Origin of the sequence: Porcincola intestinalis (genome assembly GCF_009696445.1) — a bacterium.
Classification (GTDB): domain Bacteria; phylum Bacillota; class Clostridia; order Lachnospirales; family Lachnospiraceae; genus Porcincola; species Porcincola intestinalis.
Map to the genome: position 1 here is coordinate 176,482 of NZ_VULZ01000001.1, position 15,524 is coordinate 192,005.

Annotated in this window: 20 protein-coding genes; 2 read left to right on the forward strand and 18 right to left on the reverse strand. The window is 48.2% G+C overall.

Going from position 1 to position 15,524, the window contains the following annotated elements:
* Nucleotides 1-8: 8 nt before the first annotated feature.
* The 13 genes from FYJ35_RS00775 to FYJ35_RS00835 form a co-directional block, all read right to left on the reverse strand.
* Complete coding sequence (locus tag FYJ35_RS00775; RefSeq protein ID WP_154521709.1) at nt 9-326, reverse strand: hypothetical protein; 318 nt, start codon at nt 324-326, stop codon at nt 9-11.
* A 14-nt stretch (nt 327-340) separates the two neighbouring features.
* A complete protein-coding gene (locus FYJ35_RS00780) occupies nt 341-763 on the reverse strand; it encodes a Fur family transcriptional regulator (RefSeq protein WP_154521712.1) in 423 nt (140 codons plus the stop codon).
* An 89-nt stretch (nt 764-852) separates the two neighbouring features.
* Nucleotides 853-1,374 (reverse strand): GNAT family N-acetyltransferase, encoded by a 522-nt coding sequence (locus tag FYJ35_RS00785; protein ID WP_154521715.1) that lies wholly within the window; start codon nt 1,372-1,374, stop codon nt 853-855.
* Nucleotides 1,375-1,587: 213 nt separating this feature from the next.
* Nucleotides 1,588-2,298, reverse strand: coding sequence for a DUF554 domain-containing protein (locus tag FYJ35_RS00790; protein WP_154521718.1), 711 nt, complete (start codon nt 2,296-2,298; stop codon nt 1,588-1,590).
* A 50-nt stretch (nt 2,299-2,348) separates the two neighbouring features.
* Entirely contained in the window at nt 2,349-2,738 is a 390-nt protein-coding gene (locus FYJ35_RS00795) for a DUF1622 domain-containing protein (RefSeq protein ID WP_154521721.1), read from the reverse strand.
* Nucleotides 2,739-2,977: 239 nt separating this feature from the next.
* Nucleotides 2,978-3,700 carry a flavodoxin family protein gene (locus tag FYJ35_RS00800; protein ID WP_235906286.1) on the reverse strand — a complete coding sequence of 241 codons (723 nt, stop codon included), beginning with the start codon at nt 3,698-3,700 and terminating at the stop codon, nt 2,978-2,980.
* 58 nt (nt 3,701-3,758) lie between these two features.
* Nucleotides 3,759-5,168 (reverse strand): replication-associated recombination protein A, encoded by a 1,410-nt coding sequence (locus FYJ35_RS00805; RefSeq protein WP_328597014.1) that lies wholly within the window; start codon nt 5,166-5,168, stop codon nt 3,759-3,761.
* 19 nt (nt 5,169-5,187) lie between these two features.
* Nucleotides 5,188-5,601: a winged helix-turn-helix transcriptional regulator gene (locus FYJ35_RS00810; RefSeq protein WP_235906288.1), complete on the reverse strand. Its 414-nt coding sequence runs from the start codon at nt 5,599-5,601 to the stop codon at nt 5,188-5,190.
* A gap of 145 nt (nt 5,602-5,746) precedes the next feature.
* Complete coding sequence (locus FYJ35_RS00815) at nt 5,747-8,254, reverse strand: excinuclease ABC subunit UvrA (RefSeq protein WP_154521724.1); 2,508 nt, start codon at nt 8,252-8,254, stop codon at nt 5,747-5,749.
* Between the two features lie 574 nt (nt 8,255-8,828).
* On the reverse strand, nt 8,829-9,518 hold the full coding sequence (locus FYJ35_RS00820; RefSeq protein ID WP_154521727.1) for a DUF6557 family protein: 690 nt from the start codon (nt 9,516-9,518) through the stop codon (nt 8,829-8,831).
* Between the two features lie 41 nt (nt 9,519-9,559).
* Nucleotides 9,560-9,796 carry a hypothetical protein gene (locus tag FYJ35_RS00825; RefSeq protein WP_154521730.1) on the reverse strand — a complete coding sequence of 79 codons (237 nt, stop codon included), beginning with the start codon at nt 9,794-9,796 and terminating at the stop codon, nt 9,560-9,562.
* Complete coding sequence (locus tag FYJ35_RS00830; protein ID WP_154521733.1) at nt 9,793-10,053, reverse strand: hypothetical protein; 261 nt, start codon at nt 10,051-10,053, stop codon at nt 9,793-9,795. The genes FYJ35_RS00825 and FYJ35_RS00830 overlap by 4 nt, the downstream gene beginning before the upstream one ends.
* Nucleotides 10,054-10,083: 30 nt before the next feature.
* Nucleotides 10,084-11,001, reverse strand: a complete 918-nt coding sequence (locus FYJ35_RS00835; protein WP_154521736.1) for an MATE family efflux transporter — start codon at nt 10,999-11,001, stop codon at nt 10,084-10,086.
* Nucleotides 11,002-11,346: 345 nt separating this feature from the next.
* On the opposite strand from FYJ35_RS00835, the gene FYJ35_RS00840 reads away from it, so the two are divergent.
* Together FYJ35_RS00840 and FYJ35_RS00845 are read left to right on the forward strand one after the other, a co-directional pair.
* Nucleotides 11,347-11,760 carry a hypothetical protein gene (locus tag FYJ35_RS00840; protein ID WP_154521739.1) on the forward strand — a complete coding sequence of 138 codons (414 nt, stop codon included), beginning with the start codon at nt 11,347-11,349 and terminating at the stop codon, nt 11,758-11,760.
* Between the two features lies 1 nt (nt 11,761).
* Nucleotides 11,762-11,971, forward strand: coding sequence for a helix-turn-helix transcriptional regulator (locus FYJ35_RS00845; RefSeq protein WP_328597015.1), 210 nt, complete (start codon nt 11,762-11,764; stop codon nt 11,969-11,971).
* 343 nt (nt 11,972-12,314) lie between these two features.
* Here FYJ35_RS00845 and FYJ35_RS00850 read toward each other — a convergent pair whose 3' ends face one another.
* The 5 genes from FYJ35_RS00850 to FYJ35_RS00870 form a co-directional block, all read right to left on the reverse strand.
* Nucleotides 12,315-12,542: a DUF7678 domain-containing protein gene (locus tag FYJ35_RS00850; RefSeq protein WP_154521742.1), complete on the reverse strand. Its 228-nt coding sequence runs from the start codon at nt 12,540-12,542 to the stop codon at nt 12,315-12,317.
* 102 nt (nt 12,543-12,644) lie between these two features.
* Nucleotides 12,645-12,842, reverse strand: a complete 198-nt coding sequence (locus tag FYJ35_RS00855) for a hypothetical protein (RefSeq protein ID WP_154521745.1) — start codon at nt 12,840-12,842, stop codon at nt 12,645-12,647.
* The gene (locus tag FYJ35_RS00860; protein WP_154521748.1) at nt 12,829-13,308 is read right to left on the reverse strand and encodes a gamma-glutamylcyclotransferase family protein; all 480 of its coding nucleotides are present in this window, start codon (nt 13,306-13,308) and stop codon (nt 12,829-12,831) included. The genes FYJ35_RS00855 and FYJ35_RS00860 overlap by 14 nt, the downstream gene beginning before the upstream one ends.
* 125 nt (nt 13,309-13,433) lie before the next feature.
* A complete protein-coding gene (locus FYJ35_RS00865; RefSeq protein WP_154521751.1) occupies nt 13,434-14,381 on the reverse strand; it encodes an amidoligase family protein in 948 nt (315 codons plus the stop codon).
* Between the two features lie 278 nt (nt 14,382-14,659).
* On the reverse strand, nt 14,660-14,905 hold the full coding sequence (locus FYJ35_RS00870; protein WP_154521754.1) for a helix-turn-helix domain-containing protein: 246 nt from the start codon (nt 14,903-14,905) through the stop codon (nt 14,660-14,662).
* Nucleotides 14,906-15,524: the final 619 nt, after the last annotated feature.

Genomic DNA, 15,524 nt, shown 5'->3' on the forward strand with positions numbered 1-15,524 from the left:
AGGAGAGTTTAATCGTTCATGCGAATTTTTTGTGTTACAAGAGAGGAATAGACAAGAAAGATCCGATGACTGTCCGCTTCATGCCATAAAATATCTGCGTCTGGAAAGAGAGCAAGAACCCCCAGCATGACGCCTGCTCCAAGAAGCCGGATGGTATTGGCACACTGTTCCATCATTGCACAGATCGGGCATTCCGGCCCTGTGCATGTATGGTCAGCCTCTTTTACGAGAAACACTATGCATAACAGAAGAGAAAGAGCAATGACCATGGCAAAAAATCGCGCCATCATCATGCGTGTTCTTTTGTGGTTTTCCAGAATCTGCACCCTGTTTCTCCCCGTTACATGTTTGTCTTTTTCTGGCAATCATCACATAGTCCATAAAATACAGTGCGTCTTGGATCCATCAGAAAATGATGATGTTCTAATAAATGATTCCCGATTTCCACCAGTTCTTTACATTCAATATGCAGAAGCCTTCCACATCTGGCGCATTTGCAATGAAATTCTTCCTCTGGCACTTCCTGTTTTTCAGGCGGAAGGTATTCAAAGCAGGCCGATGTGCCGGGTCCATTCACATACTTCAAAACGCTGCCTTCATCGATCAATTTTTCCAGCTGGCGGTAAATCGTCGCTGTTCCTATCGATGTCCCGGTATCTTTCAGCCGCTTCTGTATTTCTGCCGCTGTAAAGTGAACACCCGTATGTTCCTTCAGAAAATCAAGCAGTTCGCTCCTCTGCCTGGTTTGATATTGTGCCTTCATATATGATGCAGTCCTCTCTGCTCAATATGAAAATCATTTTCATATTGTACAGTTATAAACTCCCTTTGTCAACCTTACACCAAAATGCACTACCGGTGCTCTCCGATTAACTTTTCCATCCATACCATGTCATACCATCGGCCAAACTTATAACCGCACTTGTGAAATACGCCCACCTTCGAGAAGCCCACATGTTCATGAAACTCAGCGCTGTTTTTGGTCAAGTACTCATCTTCAAGGTCCGTATACGCAATGCAGGCATACATGTTCTGAATTCCCATTTCTTTCAGCTTTTCTTCCAACGCCTCATAGAGCATACGTCCCAGACCGCTTTTTCGTGAATCATGTGCGATATAGATCGTTGTTTCTGTGGACCAGTCATACGCCGCTCTGTCCTTGAACACTCCGGCATAGGCGTAGCCCTCTATGCGCCCATCCACTTCAACAACCAGATAAGGATACCGTTTCATTGTATGTTCGATTCTGGCAGTGAACGCCTCTAACGATGGCGTTTCATACTCAAAGGTGATGGCAGTATTTCGGACATAATAGTCGTATATCTCCAAAAGACGATCTGCGTCTGATGTTTTAGCGTTACGGATTTCTATCATGTTTCCTCCTCCGGTGCCTGATCATGAATCGACACGCCTCCCAGCAGACCAGACAGGTTATTTTCCGCATTTCTCTGAAAAGCCCTCTTCCGGTTTATCCTGAACGGCTCTTTTTCTGTCAACAGATACCTGGGATGGGAGAAAAATGAACGATGGTACCGGTATCAGAAGATTCTCGAGAGGTTTATTCATGCAGGAGTAGAAAGATTATTCCTAGATCGTCCACAACCCGGCAATCAAAAGGGCTGGCAGCAGATTTGCCACCCGGATTTTCTTTCCAAAAAACAAGTTGATTCCGACACAAAATATCAGAATTGACCCGATATATGAGATATTGTTGATGACAACATCTGTCATCACCGACCGCATCAGTGAACTGAGCAGTGTCATCGTGCCTTGAACGATTCCGACCGGAATCGCGGCGAAAGCGCACCCCTTTCCCATCGAGGCCGCCATCACCAGAACGATGACAAAATCCAGCACGCCCTTGGCAAACAGGATCGCGTGGTTTGCAAACAGTCCGTCCTCAATAGAGCCTACGATTGCCATTGCACCGATACAGACCGTCAGTGATGCCGTGACAAAGGCATCTACAAACTGCGCATCCTTTGTATTGCCCGTCTTCTTCCGCAGCCACTCGCCCAAACGCTCGAACCCGCGCTCCAGGTTCAAAAGCTCTCCAATCACGCCGCCAATGGCCAGGCTGCCGATCATCATCATCGTTCCGATCGTGTCGAACCGGCCTTCTGAGAACGTCAGCATTTTGGCGAGTGTGCCTCCGATTCCAAGAAAAATCACCGCGACCGCATTTGCGCTCATCAGTGTCTGTCTGACCCGCTCCGGCACCCGGCTCCCGACCGTACAGCCCAGTATCCCGCCAGCGATAATGGCTGCCACATTAAATATTGTTCCAAGCCCCGGCATCCTGACACCTCACATCAATTCACCGATCATTCGTTTTAGCTTCATATCGTTCAGACAGACTTGTCCCTGTCCAAAGGCTCTTCTGCGGCGTCAGGGGGCGTATTTTCCGACATGTCTTTCTTCTCATTCTTGATCTCCCAGTGAATCAGGAAGGTCAGCATCGCGCGGAGCACGATGATTGCCCCGAGTATGCCAAGCTCAGACCATTCGCGGACGACTACCGTTCTCAGAACCTCACCGCCCATCTTGAATTCCAGGGCGAGCGCAATGCCCTGCGCGAGATCAAGGCGGATATTTTGGCGATCACGCCGTATCCAGCGGATGAACGCCCGGATGGCAGAAGTCACCAGAACGACAATGCCGAAGAACTCGAGAAGGCTCGTGCACACCTCAACAATATCGTACATATATGTTTCAAGTTCAGATAGGAATATTTCCATACCCGTTTCCTCCGGAGCAGATCACGACCGACAATTTCATCCATCAATGTGATTGTAACATACTTGATGCTTCCCCAGAACTCTGCCTGGATATTTCTCCGCTGGCGGACGAATGCAAATATTAACCTGGACCTTTGAAAGACGGCATGGTATAGTTAGTTATAGCTTACTATGTGCGTTCTATCCATTTCGAAGTTTGCCTTGACTATCAAGGAGTCTCTCAGTCGTTTCTTCCGTCTCTATGGCAGGGGAAATTTCGATGAACCCTTGAAAGGGCTCTCCGGGGAAAGCATGCGGAAGTCCATAGATGTCCCTGCCAATTGGAGACGCCGTTTACTTAGTTCCTGTCCGATCTGATAAGCATTCTCCAAATCCTTAGGGAAATTCTTCTCATGTGATAATTTCTTTTTGCTTTCATCAAAGCTTGCCATATTGAACTTCGAATAATCCGATACCTGCAAAGTATCGTAACAAGGATACAGGATTACCTTATCCCCCAGCATTTCCCATTCTTTGGCATACTCCTCAAATTTTGCTTTATATAGACGATCATAGAACTCTTTTGTAGCGTTCATGCTGACGAACAACCCGACGCTTACTTTTCCCTTAAAGTAGTTGCTGTAATCGTCATAGGACAGCGAACAGAAATACAGTCGCTCTAACAATTCAAAATATCGGCTCGTCGGCCTCCCGAGATAAATTGCCGTACCAATCAGCAGCACATCCGCATGAAATATTTTATCAATGATGGGAGATAAGTCATCTTTCCAATAGCAATGACATCTTTCTACACCTTTTCGCTTGCAAAGCATGCAGCCCCTGCATCCGGTAAAAATCAGTTCATATAAATTAATATATTCAACTTCTGCTCCAACATCTCTTGCACCATCTGCCGCTGATTTGAGTAATTTAGCAGTATTCCCGGTTTTTCTAGGACTTGCGTTTAATACCAGAACTTTCATAATAACTCCTTTCCCCCATCTTCTATTGCCGTAATTCCGATTGCGCTCATCCAGTTGTTCATTCGGTTCGGTGTTTCCACATCAAACGCGTATCTTCCCATGGTTTCTCTGGCTTTCCCGAAAGCGACGGGTCAACATAAGCGTATCTCTTTGGTTCTTTCCCGATTTTTCTGAAATACGCCTTGATGTCTTTCTCGTGTCCGATATCATTCGGCTCATAGATTTGTTCTTCACGGATCTCATCCGGAAGGTACTGCTGCTCTACCCAGTGGTTCGGATAGTTATGCGCATACTTGTAACCGACACCCCGGCCGAGCTTTTTGGCACCCTTATAGCTGGAGTCCTGCAGATAGGATGGAATCGGCAGATTTCCCGTCTTCCGGACCAGCGACAATGCTTTTTCAATGCCGAGATAAGCAGAATTGGATTTCGGAGCGGAAGCGATATAGGAGGCCGCCTGCGCCAAAATGATTCTGCCCTCCGGCATGCCAACGCGCTCTACACCGATTGCCGCCGATGCTGCAACACAGATGGCCATCGGATCGGCATTGCCAACTTCTTCCGATGCAGCTACCAGCATTCTGCGCGCGATATACTTCACATCCTCGCCCGCTTCCAGCATTCTGGCCAGATAATAAAGCGCCGCATCCGGATCGGAACCACACATGGACTCGATAAAAGCCGCGATCGTATCATAGTGATTGTCCCCGGTCTTGTCGTACCGGATCGCCTTCTTCTGTATACACTCCTCTGCCACCTCCAGTGTGACATGGATTTTCCCGTCACTTCCCGGATCCGTAGTAAGAACGGCGAGCTCTATGGCGTTTAGCGCAGCGCGGGCATCCCCATCCGCGATATCGGCAAGAAATTCTGCCGCTTCCTCCGTGATAACTGCGTTGTAAGCTTTTACTCCCCTGTCGGAATCGAAGGCCCGGTGGATCAACGTAAGAATATTCTCCTTCGACAGCGGCTTCAGTTCAAAAATCCTCGACCTTGATAGAAGCGCACCATTCACTTCGAAATACGGATTCTCTGTCGTTGCGCCGATCAAAATTACCGTGCCGTCTTCCACATATGGCAACAGATAGTCCTGCTGCGCCTTATTGAACCGGTGGATCTCGTCAATAAAGAGAATTGTCTTTCTTCCGTAGCCGCCCAGATTCTCTTTTGCCTTTTCGACAACCTCCTCAAGATCTTTCTTTCCCGCAATCGTTGCGTTCACCTGATGGAAATCTGCAGCTGTCGTCCCAGCGATCACACGAGCAAGGGTTGTTTTCCCCACGCCAGGCGGGCCATAGAAGATAACCGAGCTGATCCGGTCTGCTTTAATTGCACGGTAAAGAAGCTTATCCTTCCCTATAATGTTCTCCTGGCCGACCACTTCGTCCAAAGTCTGAGGGCGCATTCTGGCGGCAAGGGGAGATTCCTTTTCTTTCCGGCTCTCCGCCGCATATTCAAACAAATCCACTCTGCTTTCCCACTGTCCTTTACTTACCTTTTATATCTCTATACAGCTCTTTATCGTACTTAAAGCCCCAGTTCATGATCGCATAGAATACCGGGAGCAGGTCTCTTCCCATTTCCGTCAGGGAATACTCCACACGCGGCGGAATCTCATTGAATTGCTTTCTTGTAATCAGGCCGTCATCTTCAAGTTCACGGAGTCCCTTGGTAAGCATCGTATTTGTAATACCCGGAAGATCCTTCTTCAGCTGTCCGAACCGGACCGTATCAAAAATGCACATCTCATACATAAGCTGTGATTTCCACCTGCCCTGCAGCATTATGAGAAGCGGGGTGACAGGGCAATGCCCGTCCTCCGTAACAATTCCCCGTTTAATATTCACCAGGTACTCCGGGTAGCTCATATACTCCGCAGGTTTTTCTTTTTTATCTGCCATAGCCTTCCTTTCAGCACTGTTTAGCTCACGTCTTTAAATCTTCTTCCGGATTAATTGTATAAAAATGATACTGTGTACAGATATAAAATCAAGTTCATAAATTTCCCAACATCGTGTCATATATTACGTAAGAAGTATTTACATTTTATATATAATTCCCGGTAATGCTTTCATCTGTCTGTTTGATTTCATCCGGTGTCCCGCAGGCAACAATTCTGCCGCCTTCTTTTCCGCCGCCTGGCCCCATGTCGATGATGTAATCGGCATTCTTAATGACATCAAGGTCATGCTCAATGACAACAACAGTTGCTCCATGGTCAATCAGAGTCTGAAAAACATGAAGCAGCGTCTTCACATCCTGCGGATGCAGGCCGATCGTCGGTTCATCAAAAACAAACACCGAGTCACTCTGACCCTTTCCCATCTCACTGGCAAGCTTCAGACGCTGCGCTTCCCCACCAGAAAGTCCCGGCGTTTCCTCTCCGAGAGTCAGATATCCAAGTCCTAAGTCGTGCAGCACCTGCAGGCGCTGCTGCAGGAGTTTCAGTCCGCCGAGGGCATGCAGCACCTGATCCACACTCATATTCATAAGTTCCGGGAGACTATACTCGTTCCCATCCTTTGCCTTCCTGCGGATATCAAAAGCATCCCTGCTGTACCGGGAGCCCCGGCAGTCCGGACAGGGAATCTTCACATCGGGCAGAAACTGAACATCCAGCGAGATCTCCCCTGTTCCGTCACAGGTCGGGCAGCGAAGTTTTCCCGTATTGTAAGAGAAATCTCCGGCCTTGAAGGAGTGCTCCTTCGCGTCTTTAGTTTTTACGTATACTTTTCTGAGTTCATCGTGGACATTTGCGTACGTCGCCACGGTCGAGCGCACATTGATGCCGATTGGCGTCGCGTCGATCAGTTTGACCTGCGTAATGCCTTCCGCTTCGATGTATTTCACATGTGCCGGCAGCTTCTGCCCGCTGGTTTTTGCCTTCAGCGCCGGGATCAGACTCTCCAGCACCATCGTTGTCTTTCCGGATCCGGAAACACCCGTCACTACGGTAAGCCGTCCCATTGGTATCCGCACATCCAAAGGGTGCACCGTGTGAATCACCCCTGTTTCCAGATGTATGGTGCCTTTCTCAAACATGGAAGTCGTCTGTAAAACCGGTCGGATTCTTGCTTCATACTGATCGGAAAGGAACGGCCCGATGACAGACTGCGGATTTTTCAAAATATCTTCGATTGTTCCCTCAGAAATCACCGTCCCGCCGTCTGCTCCGGCTCCTTTTCCCATTTCGATCATCCAGTCGGCGTGCTTTAAAACCTGCGTGTCATGGTCAACAATAATGACGGAGTTCCCGTCGGCCTGCAGATCGTCCATTACGCCGGTCAGCCCCTTGAGATTATAGGGGTGCAGGCCGATCGATGGCTCATCGAGAACATAGAGTACGCCGGTCGTGCGGTTGCGGACTGCCCTTGCGAGCTGCACGCGCTGCCGTTCCCCCGTGGAAAGCGTCGAGGCTGCCCGATCAAGCGACAGGTATCCAAGGCCGAGGTCCATGAGCCGCTTTGAGACGTCCATGAAGGATTCGCAGATGTTTTCCGCCATCGGACGCATCTCTTCCGGAAGCGATGCCGGAACACCCTGCACCCAGGGAATCAGTTCCGAGAGCGTCATCGCCGCCGCCTCATCCAGTCCGATGCCCCGAAGCCTTGGCGCACGGGCGGCCTCCGAGAGCCTTGTCCCATGGCAGTCCGGACAGACGTCTTCTTCCAGATATTTTTCGAGACGCTTCATTCCCTTCTCGTCCTTGACCTTGGCAAGGGAATTCTTCACAGAATTGACCGCGCTGTAATAATTAAAATCCATCTCCGCAGGTTCCAGCGTGTTCGGATTGACGTAGTGGATGTGATGCTTCTTCAGCTCGCCGTGATAAACAATCTCTTTCTCCTCCGGCGTCAGATCACGGAATGGAACATCTGTCCGCACGCCCATCGTCCGCACGATATCCTTCATCAGCGACCACATGAGCGTTCCCCAGACGACAACCGCGCCTTCATCGATTGTCTTGGAATCATCCGGCACCAGCGCTGCCTCGTTCACGGTCTGGACAACTCCTGTTCCGCCGCAGGTCTTGCAGGCGCCGGTGCTGTTGAAGGCAAGCTCCTCAGCTCCGGGGCCATAGAATTTCTCACCGCAGACAGGACACGTAATTTCCTGCATGGCCGCGACAGAAAGAGACGGAGGGCAGTAATGCCCGTTGGGGCAGCGGTGGCTCGCAAGCCGAGAAAACATCAGCCGCAGGCTGTTTAGCAGCTCCGAAAGTGTCCCGAACGTGCTGCGGATGCCGGGCACTCCCGGCCGCTGGCGCAGCGCAAGCGCCGCCGGTACGTACCGAATATCATCCACATCCGCCCGTTCCGCCTGCGTCATCCTCCGGCGCGTATAGGTCGAGAGAGATTCCAAATACCTGCGGGATCCCTCTGCATACAGCGCGCCAAGCGCAAGCGAGGATTTTCCCGAGCCGGAGACCCCGGCAATCGCTACGATCTCATGCAGCGGAATATTGACATCAATGTTTTTCAGGTTGTGGACCTTTGCGCCACGCACCTCGATGTACTTTGGCAGCATCTTCCTTTGTATGATTTCACTGGACATAACAATTACCTCTTTGCTTTTCGGGCCCTGAATTTTATGCCTGATAGTTGTTTTGTTTCTGGTATTGATATCGTACCGTATTAAAAATTAATATCAAGTACGCAGATTTTTCCAACATAATATCATGCGTGATATCATGTCAAAATTCGTCAGCAATGTCTATTCTGGATTCTTTTGGGAATGCTCACCGCTGTCACAATAACGGGCTTGCTTTCCTGCTGAATCGAGGTATCTGCAGACACACGGAGCCGATCATGCAGAATATCCTGTATGCGGCATACTGGAACATTGATATCCTTTGCCTGTCTCTAAGCGGAAATTCTACATTCGTAGCATCTTTTACTGTCTATACAAAGCAGATCCAATATTGATTGTTAATCCCGGATGCAATACTGACCTTTCCGGTGTCCTTGCAATGCTTTCAGGCGATTTACTGGTGTGATTTTGGGGTTAATTCTGATGGCGATTCACCGGTTTGTTTGTTCTTATGCGGCGCTGTGAAAATTTGACACCTGCTGGTCCGGCCGGAGGTTATAGGGGCAAAGTGTTTACCGTTTTTGTAAATGCCTGCTGCTTATTTCAGTAAATCCTTTATCCTTTTCAGTTCAACCTCTTGACAATACTGTGTATACTCCATCCCTGCCTCATAAAATTTTCTTCTTTTCTCATCTTCTTCCGGATATTCTTCTGTAATCAGAATATCAAATTCCTTACAGAATTCCTCGTTGTCAAATTCAACTAATCGCTCCGGATGTTCCTTACTCTCTTTAATGGATTCTTCTAACTTTTGCCTCTCTTTATCCATACTCTCCTGATCATATCCAAAGAAGGAGATTTCGTATAAAAAATCCACGATCACATCCATTAAATTATCCTGTGTCAACTTATTATCAGAGACAAAAAAACTCAATGCCTCTTTCTGAGCGGTAAATTCATAAGCGTATACCGGAAGTTTCGAAAGGTCATCTGTCTTCATTAGTTCGTCGGCATGTATTAATCCAACCGCCTCACCTAATAAATAATCATACGTTTGAGATCTATAGACGAATAATACCCCTTGTTTTTCCGGATGCGTCTCAGCTTTCATTTCACATAATCTATTCAGGAAATCCTGGAATCTTCCGGATATTCTCCTATAAAATTCTCCAATCGTGATATCGTCATGATTCCTGACTTCCCACAGATTGATTGGATGTTCGTAAAAGTATGCTGCTTCTATAGCCTCGTGATCTGTTTCTCTTAACACCTGCTGAATGGTTTTCATAAGCTCACCTTTCACCTTCCCGATACAAAATCGCGTAGATATCACCCCTTCATCAACTTATAATGCCTGATGTCAGTCATATCCGCAATCCTACCTGATTTTCCTTCGTAAATTCTGTTTGAAAAGATATCAATTTCATGCTGCACCGGTATGTCATACCGTGCGTGAGCAAAGCTATTAATTACCGCCTCACGAATCGCCTCAACTGGTACTTCAGGTATCTCCACATGATGAATTCCGTCATCATTCATTTTTACACGCCAACGCATATTTTTCATAATAATTCATTTGTGATTCCATCCTGCAAGCTTACCTCCTGAGAGACATATCGAATGATGACATACTTTGTTTTTCCGCCGCTTCGGATGATTCCGCCTCCCAGTATCATATTCTGTACCTTCACAGGCATCAGGATCGCAAATGCTGCCAGAATATCCGCGCCGATTCCGCGAACATCTCCTGATACGTTGAACAGCTGAACGTACGGATTTCTGATCAAAATCAACAGCAGCGTGAAGACCAGTGATCCGGCCACTCCAAGACCGCATAGCTTTATGGAATCCTCTTAGGCAGCGTCATATTCCTTGCAGCCAAGTCTTTTGCCGATCAGGATCCCGGCTGCCTGAGACAGGCCGCTTAATGCTCCCATGGTCAGGCCTTGAACAGCGCCCGTCAACGACATTCCTGCCAGTTCATTAGTCCCCATATGCCCATAGACATATGTGTATACGCTTTGTCCCACGGACCAGAAAAACTCATTCAAAACAATCGGCAGAAGCATCAGAAAGTACTGCGAATATCCTGCCTTTCCAAGGCTTAACGAAATACGAATCCGCCCATATAATCTGCAAAAACACAGGATGGAAATCAGTGCTCCGGCCGCCTGGGATATGACACTCGCATATGCGGCGCCTGCTATTCCAAGACGCGGCGCGCCCAAATTTCCAAATATAAAGCAGTAGTTTAAAACTGTATTGAGCAAAGCAGAAAAAATGCCGATATAAAGCGGCCAGGTTGATTTGTCCCGGCATCGCAGGGCAGTCCCCAGAATGTTACAGATCCCCAGCGGAATGAATGTCCATGAGATAATCCCGAGATATGTGCTGCCCTTTGCGATTACCTGCTCTTCTTCCGTAAACATTCCCACGAACGGATTCTGGAAAAGACTGAAAACAGATAGAAAGGTAAGCCCGGTTAATATCATCACCAGAAAATTGATACAGATGCTCTTTTCCTCTGCTTCTCTGTTATGGTTGCCAATGTACTGCGAAATCATGATTCCTGTGATCGTACTGATTGCTCCAATGATGAACGTATAAATAAAACTGGGCTTTCCGGCAATTTCAACTGCAGCAACACCTTTATCTCCAAGCTGACCGACCATGATCTGATCGACCATGGAAAAGGAAGACTGCAGCATGGATTGTAATGCCACCGGTATGGAGATGCGCAGCACATCTTGTAAAAATCTTTTATCTGACATGGGGTTTCTGGGTTTCTCCTTTACGCTTTTGTCCCATAGTATTTAAAAAAAGCTCATTCTACAATAGGTTAATCGCATAACCCGCATATAATAATGTCTTTTTGCGCTCTTATAATTTGCAACTTCCTGTAATCCTTTTAACGATTTAAGGCCTCACTTCTTAGCAATTAAACAATTCTTTCAGAATCAGACCACTCATCGAGTCCTCATAGCTGTCAGTCACGGTCTGGAAACTGTATATCTGAATATACAAAGTGAATTATTTATCACATTTATTGTTGACAAGTAATTTTAGTGTGATATATTTATAACATCAAGTGATAAATATATCACACAGGAGGCATTATGAATAAAAAAGTCAGTATTACAGAATTGATGACAGAAACTGCAGTTCTTACCATTGGTTTGACATTCTACTATTGGTGCTGGGTAAGAACGGATTGGAAAGAATCCTACACGTATATTCAAAATGCTGTCGCAGGAGGGATCATATGTTTTATTTTCCTGATATCATACAGAGTCCGGAAATTTCACAAAGAACCCATCGATGAGCTTGCAAGAGCAAATTTAAAAAGATGTGACTCCATCTGTCTGAAAATATTTGCAGCAGTAATGGTTTTGACTGCATTTATTGGCGGCACATTAGGGCATGTAGCTAATACTGCATCTTTCATGGGCTGGGTTATTATGATTTCGCTGATCATCATTTCCATACTGCGAATTATCATTTTCAAGGTAATGGATCAGAAGGGAGTATGAGGTGGCACTTGTTACAAAAATAAAAGAATTCCGTGAAAAAGCAGGAATAACGCAGGCGGATCTTGCGGAGAAAGTTGGTGCCCGTAGGGAGACAATTGTTCATCTGGAAAACGGTAAATATAATCCCTCGTTAAAGCTGGCAATGGATATCGCAAGAGTATTTGACGTTACTGTCGAGGAATTATTCACCTTCACAGACGGAGGTAAATAGGTGGTTCCGTTTTCAGACAAAAAGGGTGGTCGGTAAACGCCGAATCTTTTTTTGAAAAATGTTCTCACGAGGCATAGAAAAAGTCCGAAAACCCAGTGTTTATGCCGGGTTCCGGACTTCCAATATTTATTCAAACTCAATTGGGTTACGCTGTACGTATTATATCGCGTTTAAGAAAAAGCAGTAGAAAAATTGTTTTCTGTGTCCCGTGGTGCAACTTTTGAAAATGGCTGAAATTTATCTTGATACTTTTTTGTTACTCTCAGCTTTGAGCGATTTGACTATGAGAAAAGTAACAGGAAATTGGGAGGCCTCTTTCAAGGTCTCCCATCGGCTTCCTTGTTCAGTTGAATTTCTGCATCATGGCTGCGAAGGCAAGCTGGCTTGTCTCGTCTTCCGGCTCGGTCTCCCATCCGCGCTCGTATGAGCAGGTGGTCTTGCCGTTCACCCGGATCTCAAGCTTTGAAATCCTGCCGCCGTCGATCCCGTATTCTTCGCTCGGCTCTTCGTAGTGCTTTACCCAGTAGGTGCATTCCATTCCGTTGATGTTCAGGCTTCCTTTGTTCCACATGGTTCTTTCCCCCTGCTTGTGTGTTTTCCTCTTTGCACTGTTATTAATCACTCTGAAGGCAGCACTTAGCAAGTGGATAACTCACCATAATGTACACAAGGATCAGCGGGTGTTCTCGTGTATTATATGAAGGATCTCTTCCCGCTCATCCGCGCCGACTCCGATCGAGGCGAGCGCCTGCCTGGTTCCGCAGTCCGGGCAGATCAGCGTCTGGTTGTCCTCCCGGCTGGTTGCCGGGATCCCTGTGTACTTCTTTCCGCAGATCGGGCAGACCCGCGTGGTCATCTTATCCTCTTTCATTCTTTCTCATCTCCTCTCTGGTCCTTTCAAGTGCCTTTCCGAGTTCCCCCAGGTCGAGATCAAAGTCCATGTATCCCTTCCTGCAGACCTCAACATACTCCGGGCTCGGGAGCCCGTATGGCCGGTATTCCCTCATCACGTAGACGAAGGCGGTCAGAATCCTGTTCTTCTCCTGCCATCGGTCAAGGACGTTGACCTCGACCGGCTTCTTGTAGTAGAACCTCGGATAACCTTCGTACCGATCCAGCCGGGCCTCATCAACGCTCGTGACCCGCCACACGGCTGCCGGCACACTGCTGTCCTCCCGCTCCTGAATCGTCAGGTATGACCCGGTCTTGCTTCCCTTAAAGACCAGCTCGTACCCGTGGAGCTGGACCGTTCCGATCGGAAGCGCGAATGGGCACCGGAGTCCCATCTGCTGAATGTTAAGGTTGCTTCCATAAGCCAGGTAATATCTTTCTGCCATATGTTTCTTTCTCCTTTCTGAAGGGCTACCCTTCTACTGCCGAAAGCCGCTCTCTCGCGGCTGCCTCGGTAGCGGAAGGCTGGTCCTTCCTGGATCTTGAGTTTATCAAGTTTATCTTGAGTTTCTCAAGCCGCGTTTCTTCCGTTCCGGAAGGAAGCGTCGCCGTCGAGCCTCTTGGTAAGGATGTCCCTTGCTGTCTTGAACTCGTCTCCGATGAAGCCCAAGCGGAGGAGCCAGGTGCGCATCGCGTATTTCGGGTTCTCGCTCTGCTGTGGCTTTGCGCTTGCGTGCTTCTGTTCTTTGGCCATGGCGCTCATCGCCAGGCAAAGCTGGATGTAAGCCTTGAGCTGTCCGGCGTGCAGGCCGTTTGCCTTTCCGTCCGCAGGTGCGTCGAATTGGAAGAGCCTGAACTCGACCGTTCCCTTGGTGAAGGTGGCGTGGAGGTTGAGCATGTGGTACCGGCTGCCGTTGTAGTGCTGGCTGCGTCCGTAGCTGGCTCCCTGGGAGGTGTACCAGATGTCTGCAAGCTCTGCCATGGTCTTCGGCTTCTTCGCGTTGAGCTCTCTCAGGAAGTTCGGGTCGACCGGCTTGCAGTAGCGTTCTGTTCTCCAGCAGTCCAGGTTGAGGGCCTTGGTAAGGAGGTCTTCGTGGCTCACCATGATGTTCGCCAGGTTCCTGAGGGTCTGTGGTGTGTGGCCCTTTGCTCCGATGTGAATGTGAACCCCGCATCCTCTGGTGGCGTCGCTCTTGGCTCCTGCCTTGCGGAGGCGTCTGACCAGCTCCTGCAGGGTCTCGATGTCGTCGTAGGTCAGGATCGGCGTTACCATCTCGCATTTTTCGTCGTCAGGTCCGGCAATGCTGACGTCCCGCTGGAATTTCCATTCGCGGTCCTGTGCGTCCCAGGCGCTCCAGGTGTAGTAGCCGTTCCTGGCTGCTGTGTTGTTGTAGCGGTTTGTTCCGAAGAATTCGGCTGCGACCTTTGCGGCTGTGCTCCTGCGGATGTTGTTCATCTCGACCTCGACCCCGATGGTCTGTTCTTTCATGGCTTCCTGCATCTTCTCTGTGTTCTTCATGTTCGTTCTCCTTTCGCCTCCCGGCGTTGTGCTTTTCTTTTGTTGTGTGTATTAATCACTCTTGTGCCGGAGAACATCAAGCAGATAAGAGGGCATATAATGAACAAAGATCTCCAGAAAGAACTGTGTACTTATGTCGATTACTGGGAAGAATACGAGTTGTTGATTATTTATAGAATATGTGAAAATAGATGTGAGGATATGTGCACTTCTCCTAAAGAGCTGACAGGAGGGAGGATCTCTCCTCCCTCCGCCTGGGTGTTGCAGCACCCAGACTGTCAGTGCTTTCTGGATGGTAGATCGCGGGTTTTCCCTTTAGGATCATTTGCCGTCCACTCAAGGATCTCATCAAGTGAGCAGCCGAGCGCATCGCAGATAGTGTCCAGCTGTGAAAGGCTGACCCGGTCGGTCAAGTCTTGGTACAGATCGTTGATCGCGTGTTTCCCGATACCAGTGATCCGGCTTAGCTCCGACTGGGAAATCCTCCTGTCTCCCATCACCCGAGATAGCTTGATGCGTATCATTGTGTGAGTACTCCTTCCCTTATAAATTACCCCATTTCCCCGAGTCTGTAAGCGAATCGGGAAAATGGTGCAGTTCAGGGAATATTGATGCATTGCGTGGAATAATTGCAGTGGATCGTGAAACTTTAGCTCTGCTTGTGAACCGTTTTAGACGGCTATGAGTTCAATCTTTTCAAAAATTTTTTTGAAATTTTCGATCAGGGATATCCTTACAGATCAATTATACGGAATGCAGAAGATGAGAAATGAGGAAGATTTTGAGTGAGGTCACGTATTTGCCATCTAGTAGAAATAAACTGAATTGAATATACAAATACAGAGTGTTGAACTTTCTTCAACACTTTGATTTTGTGTTGTAGGAAAAGAAAAAAGCCACCCGGACGTCTCCGGATGGCTTTCATTCTGCATATCTCTTGAAGCTGGCTGCATGGTTCCTCGTCATTGTGAGATCCCTCCGCCGAAGCGGTCAGTTTTCCCATGCTCCACCAGTGAACTACATATGCGCGTTAAGAGTTCATGTCGGCCTCTCCGCACACCGACCCGCGCTCCCTGTCCTTAAGGACTCCTCAGCATTTCTGCCGAGCGAACGCTCCCGCAGGCGATCAACCCTGCCCTCTGC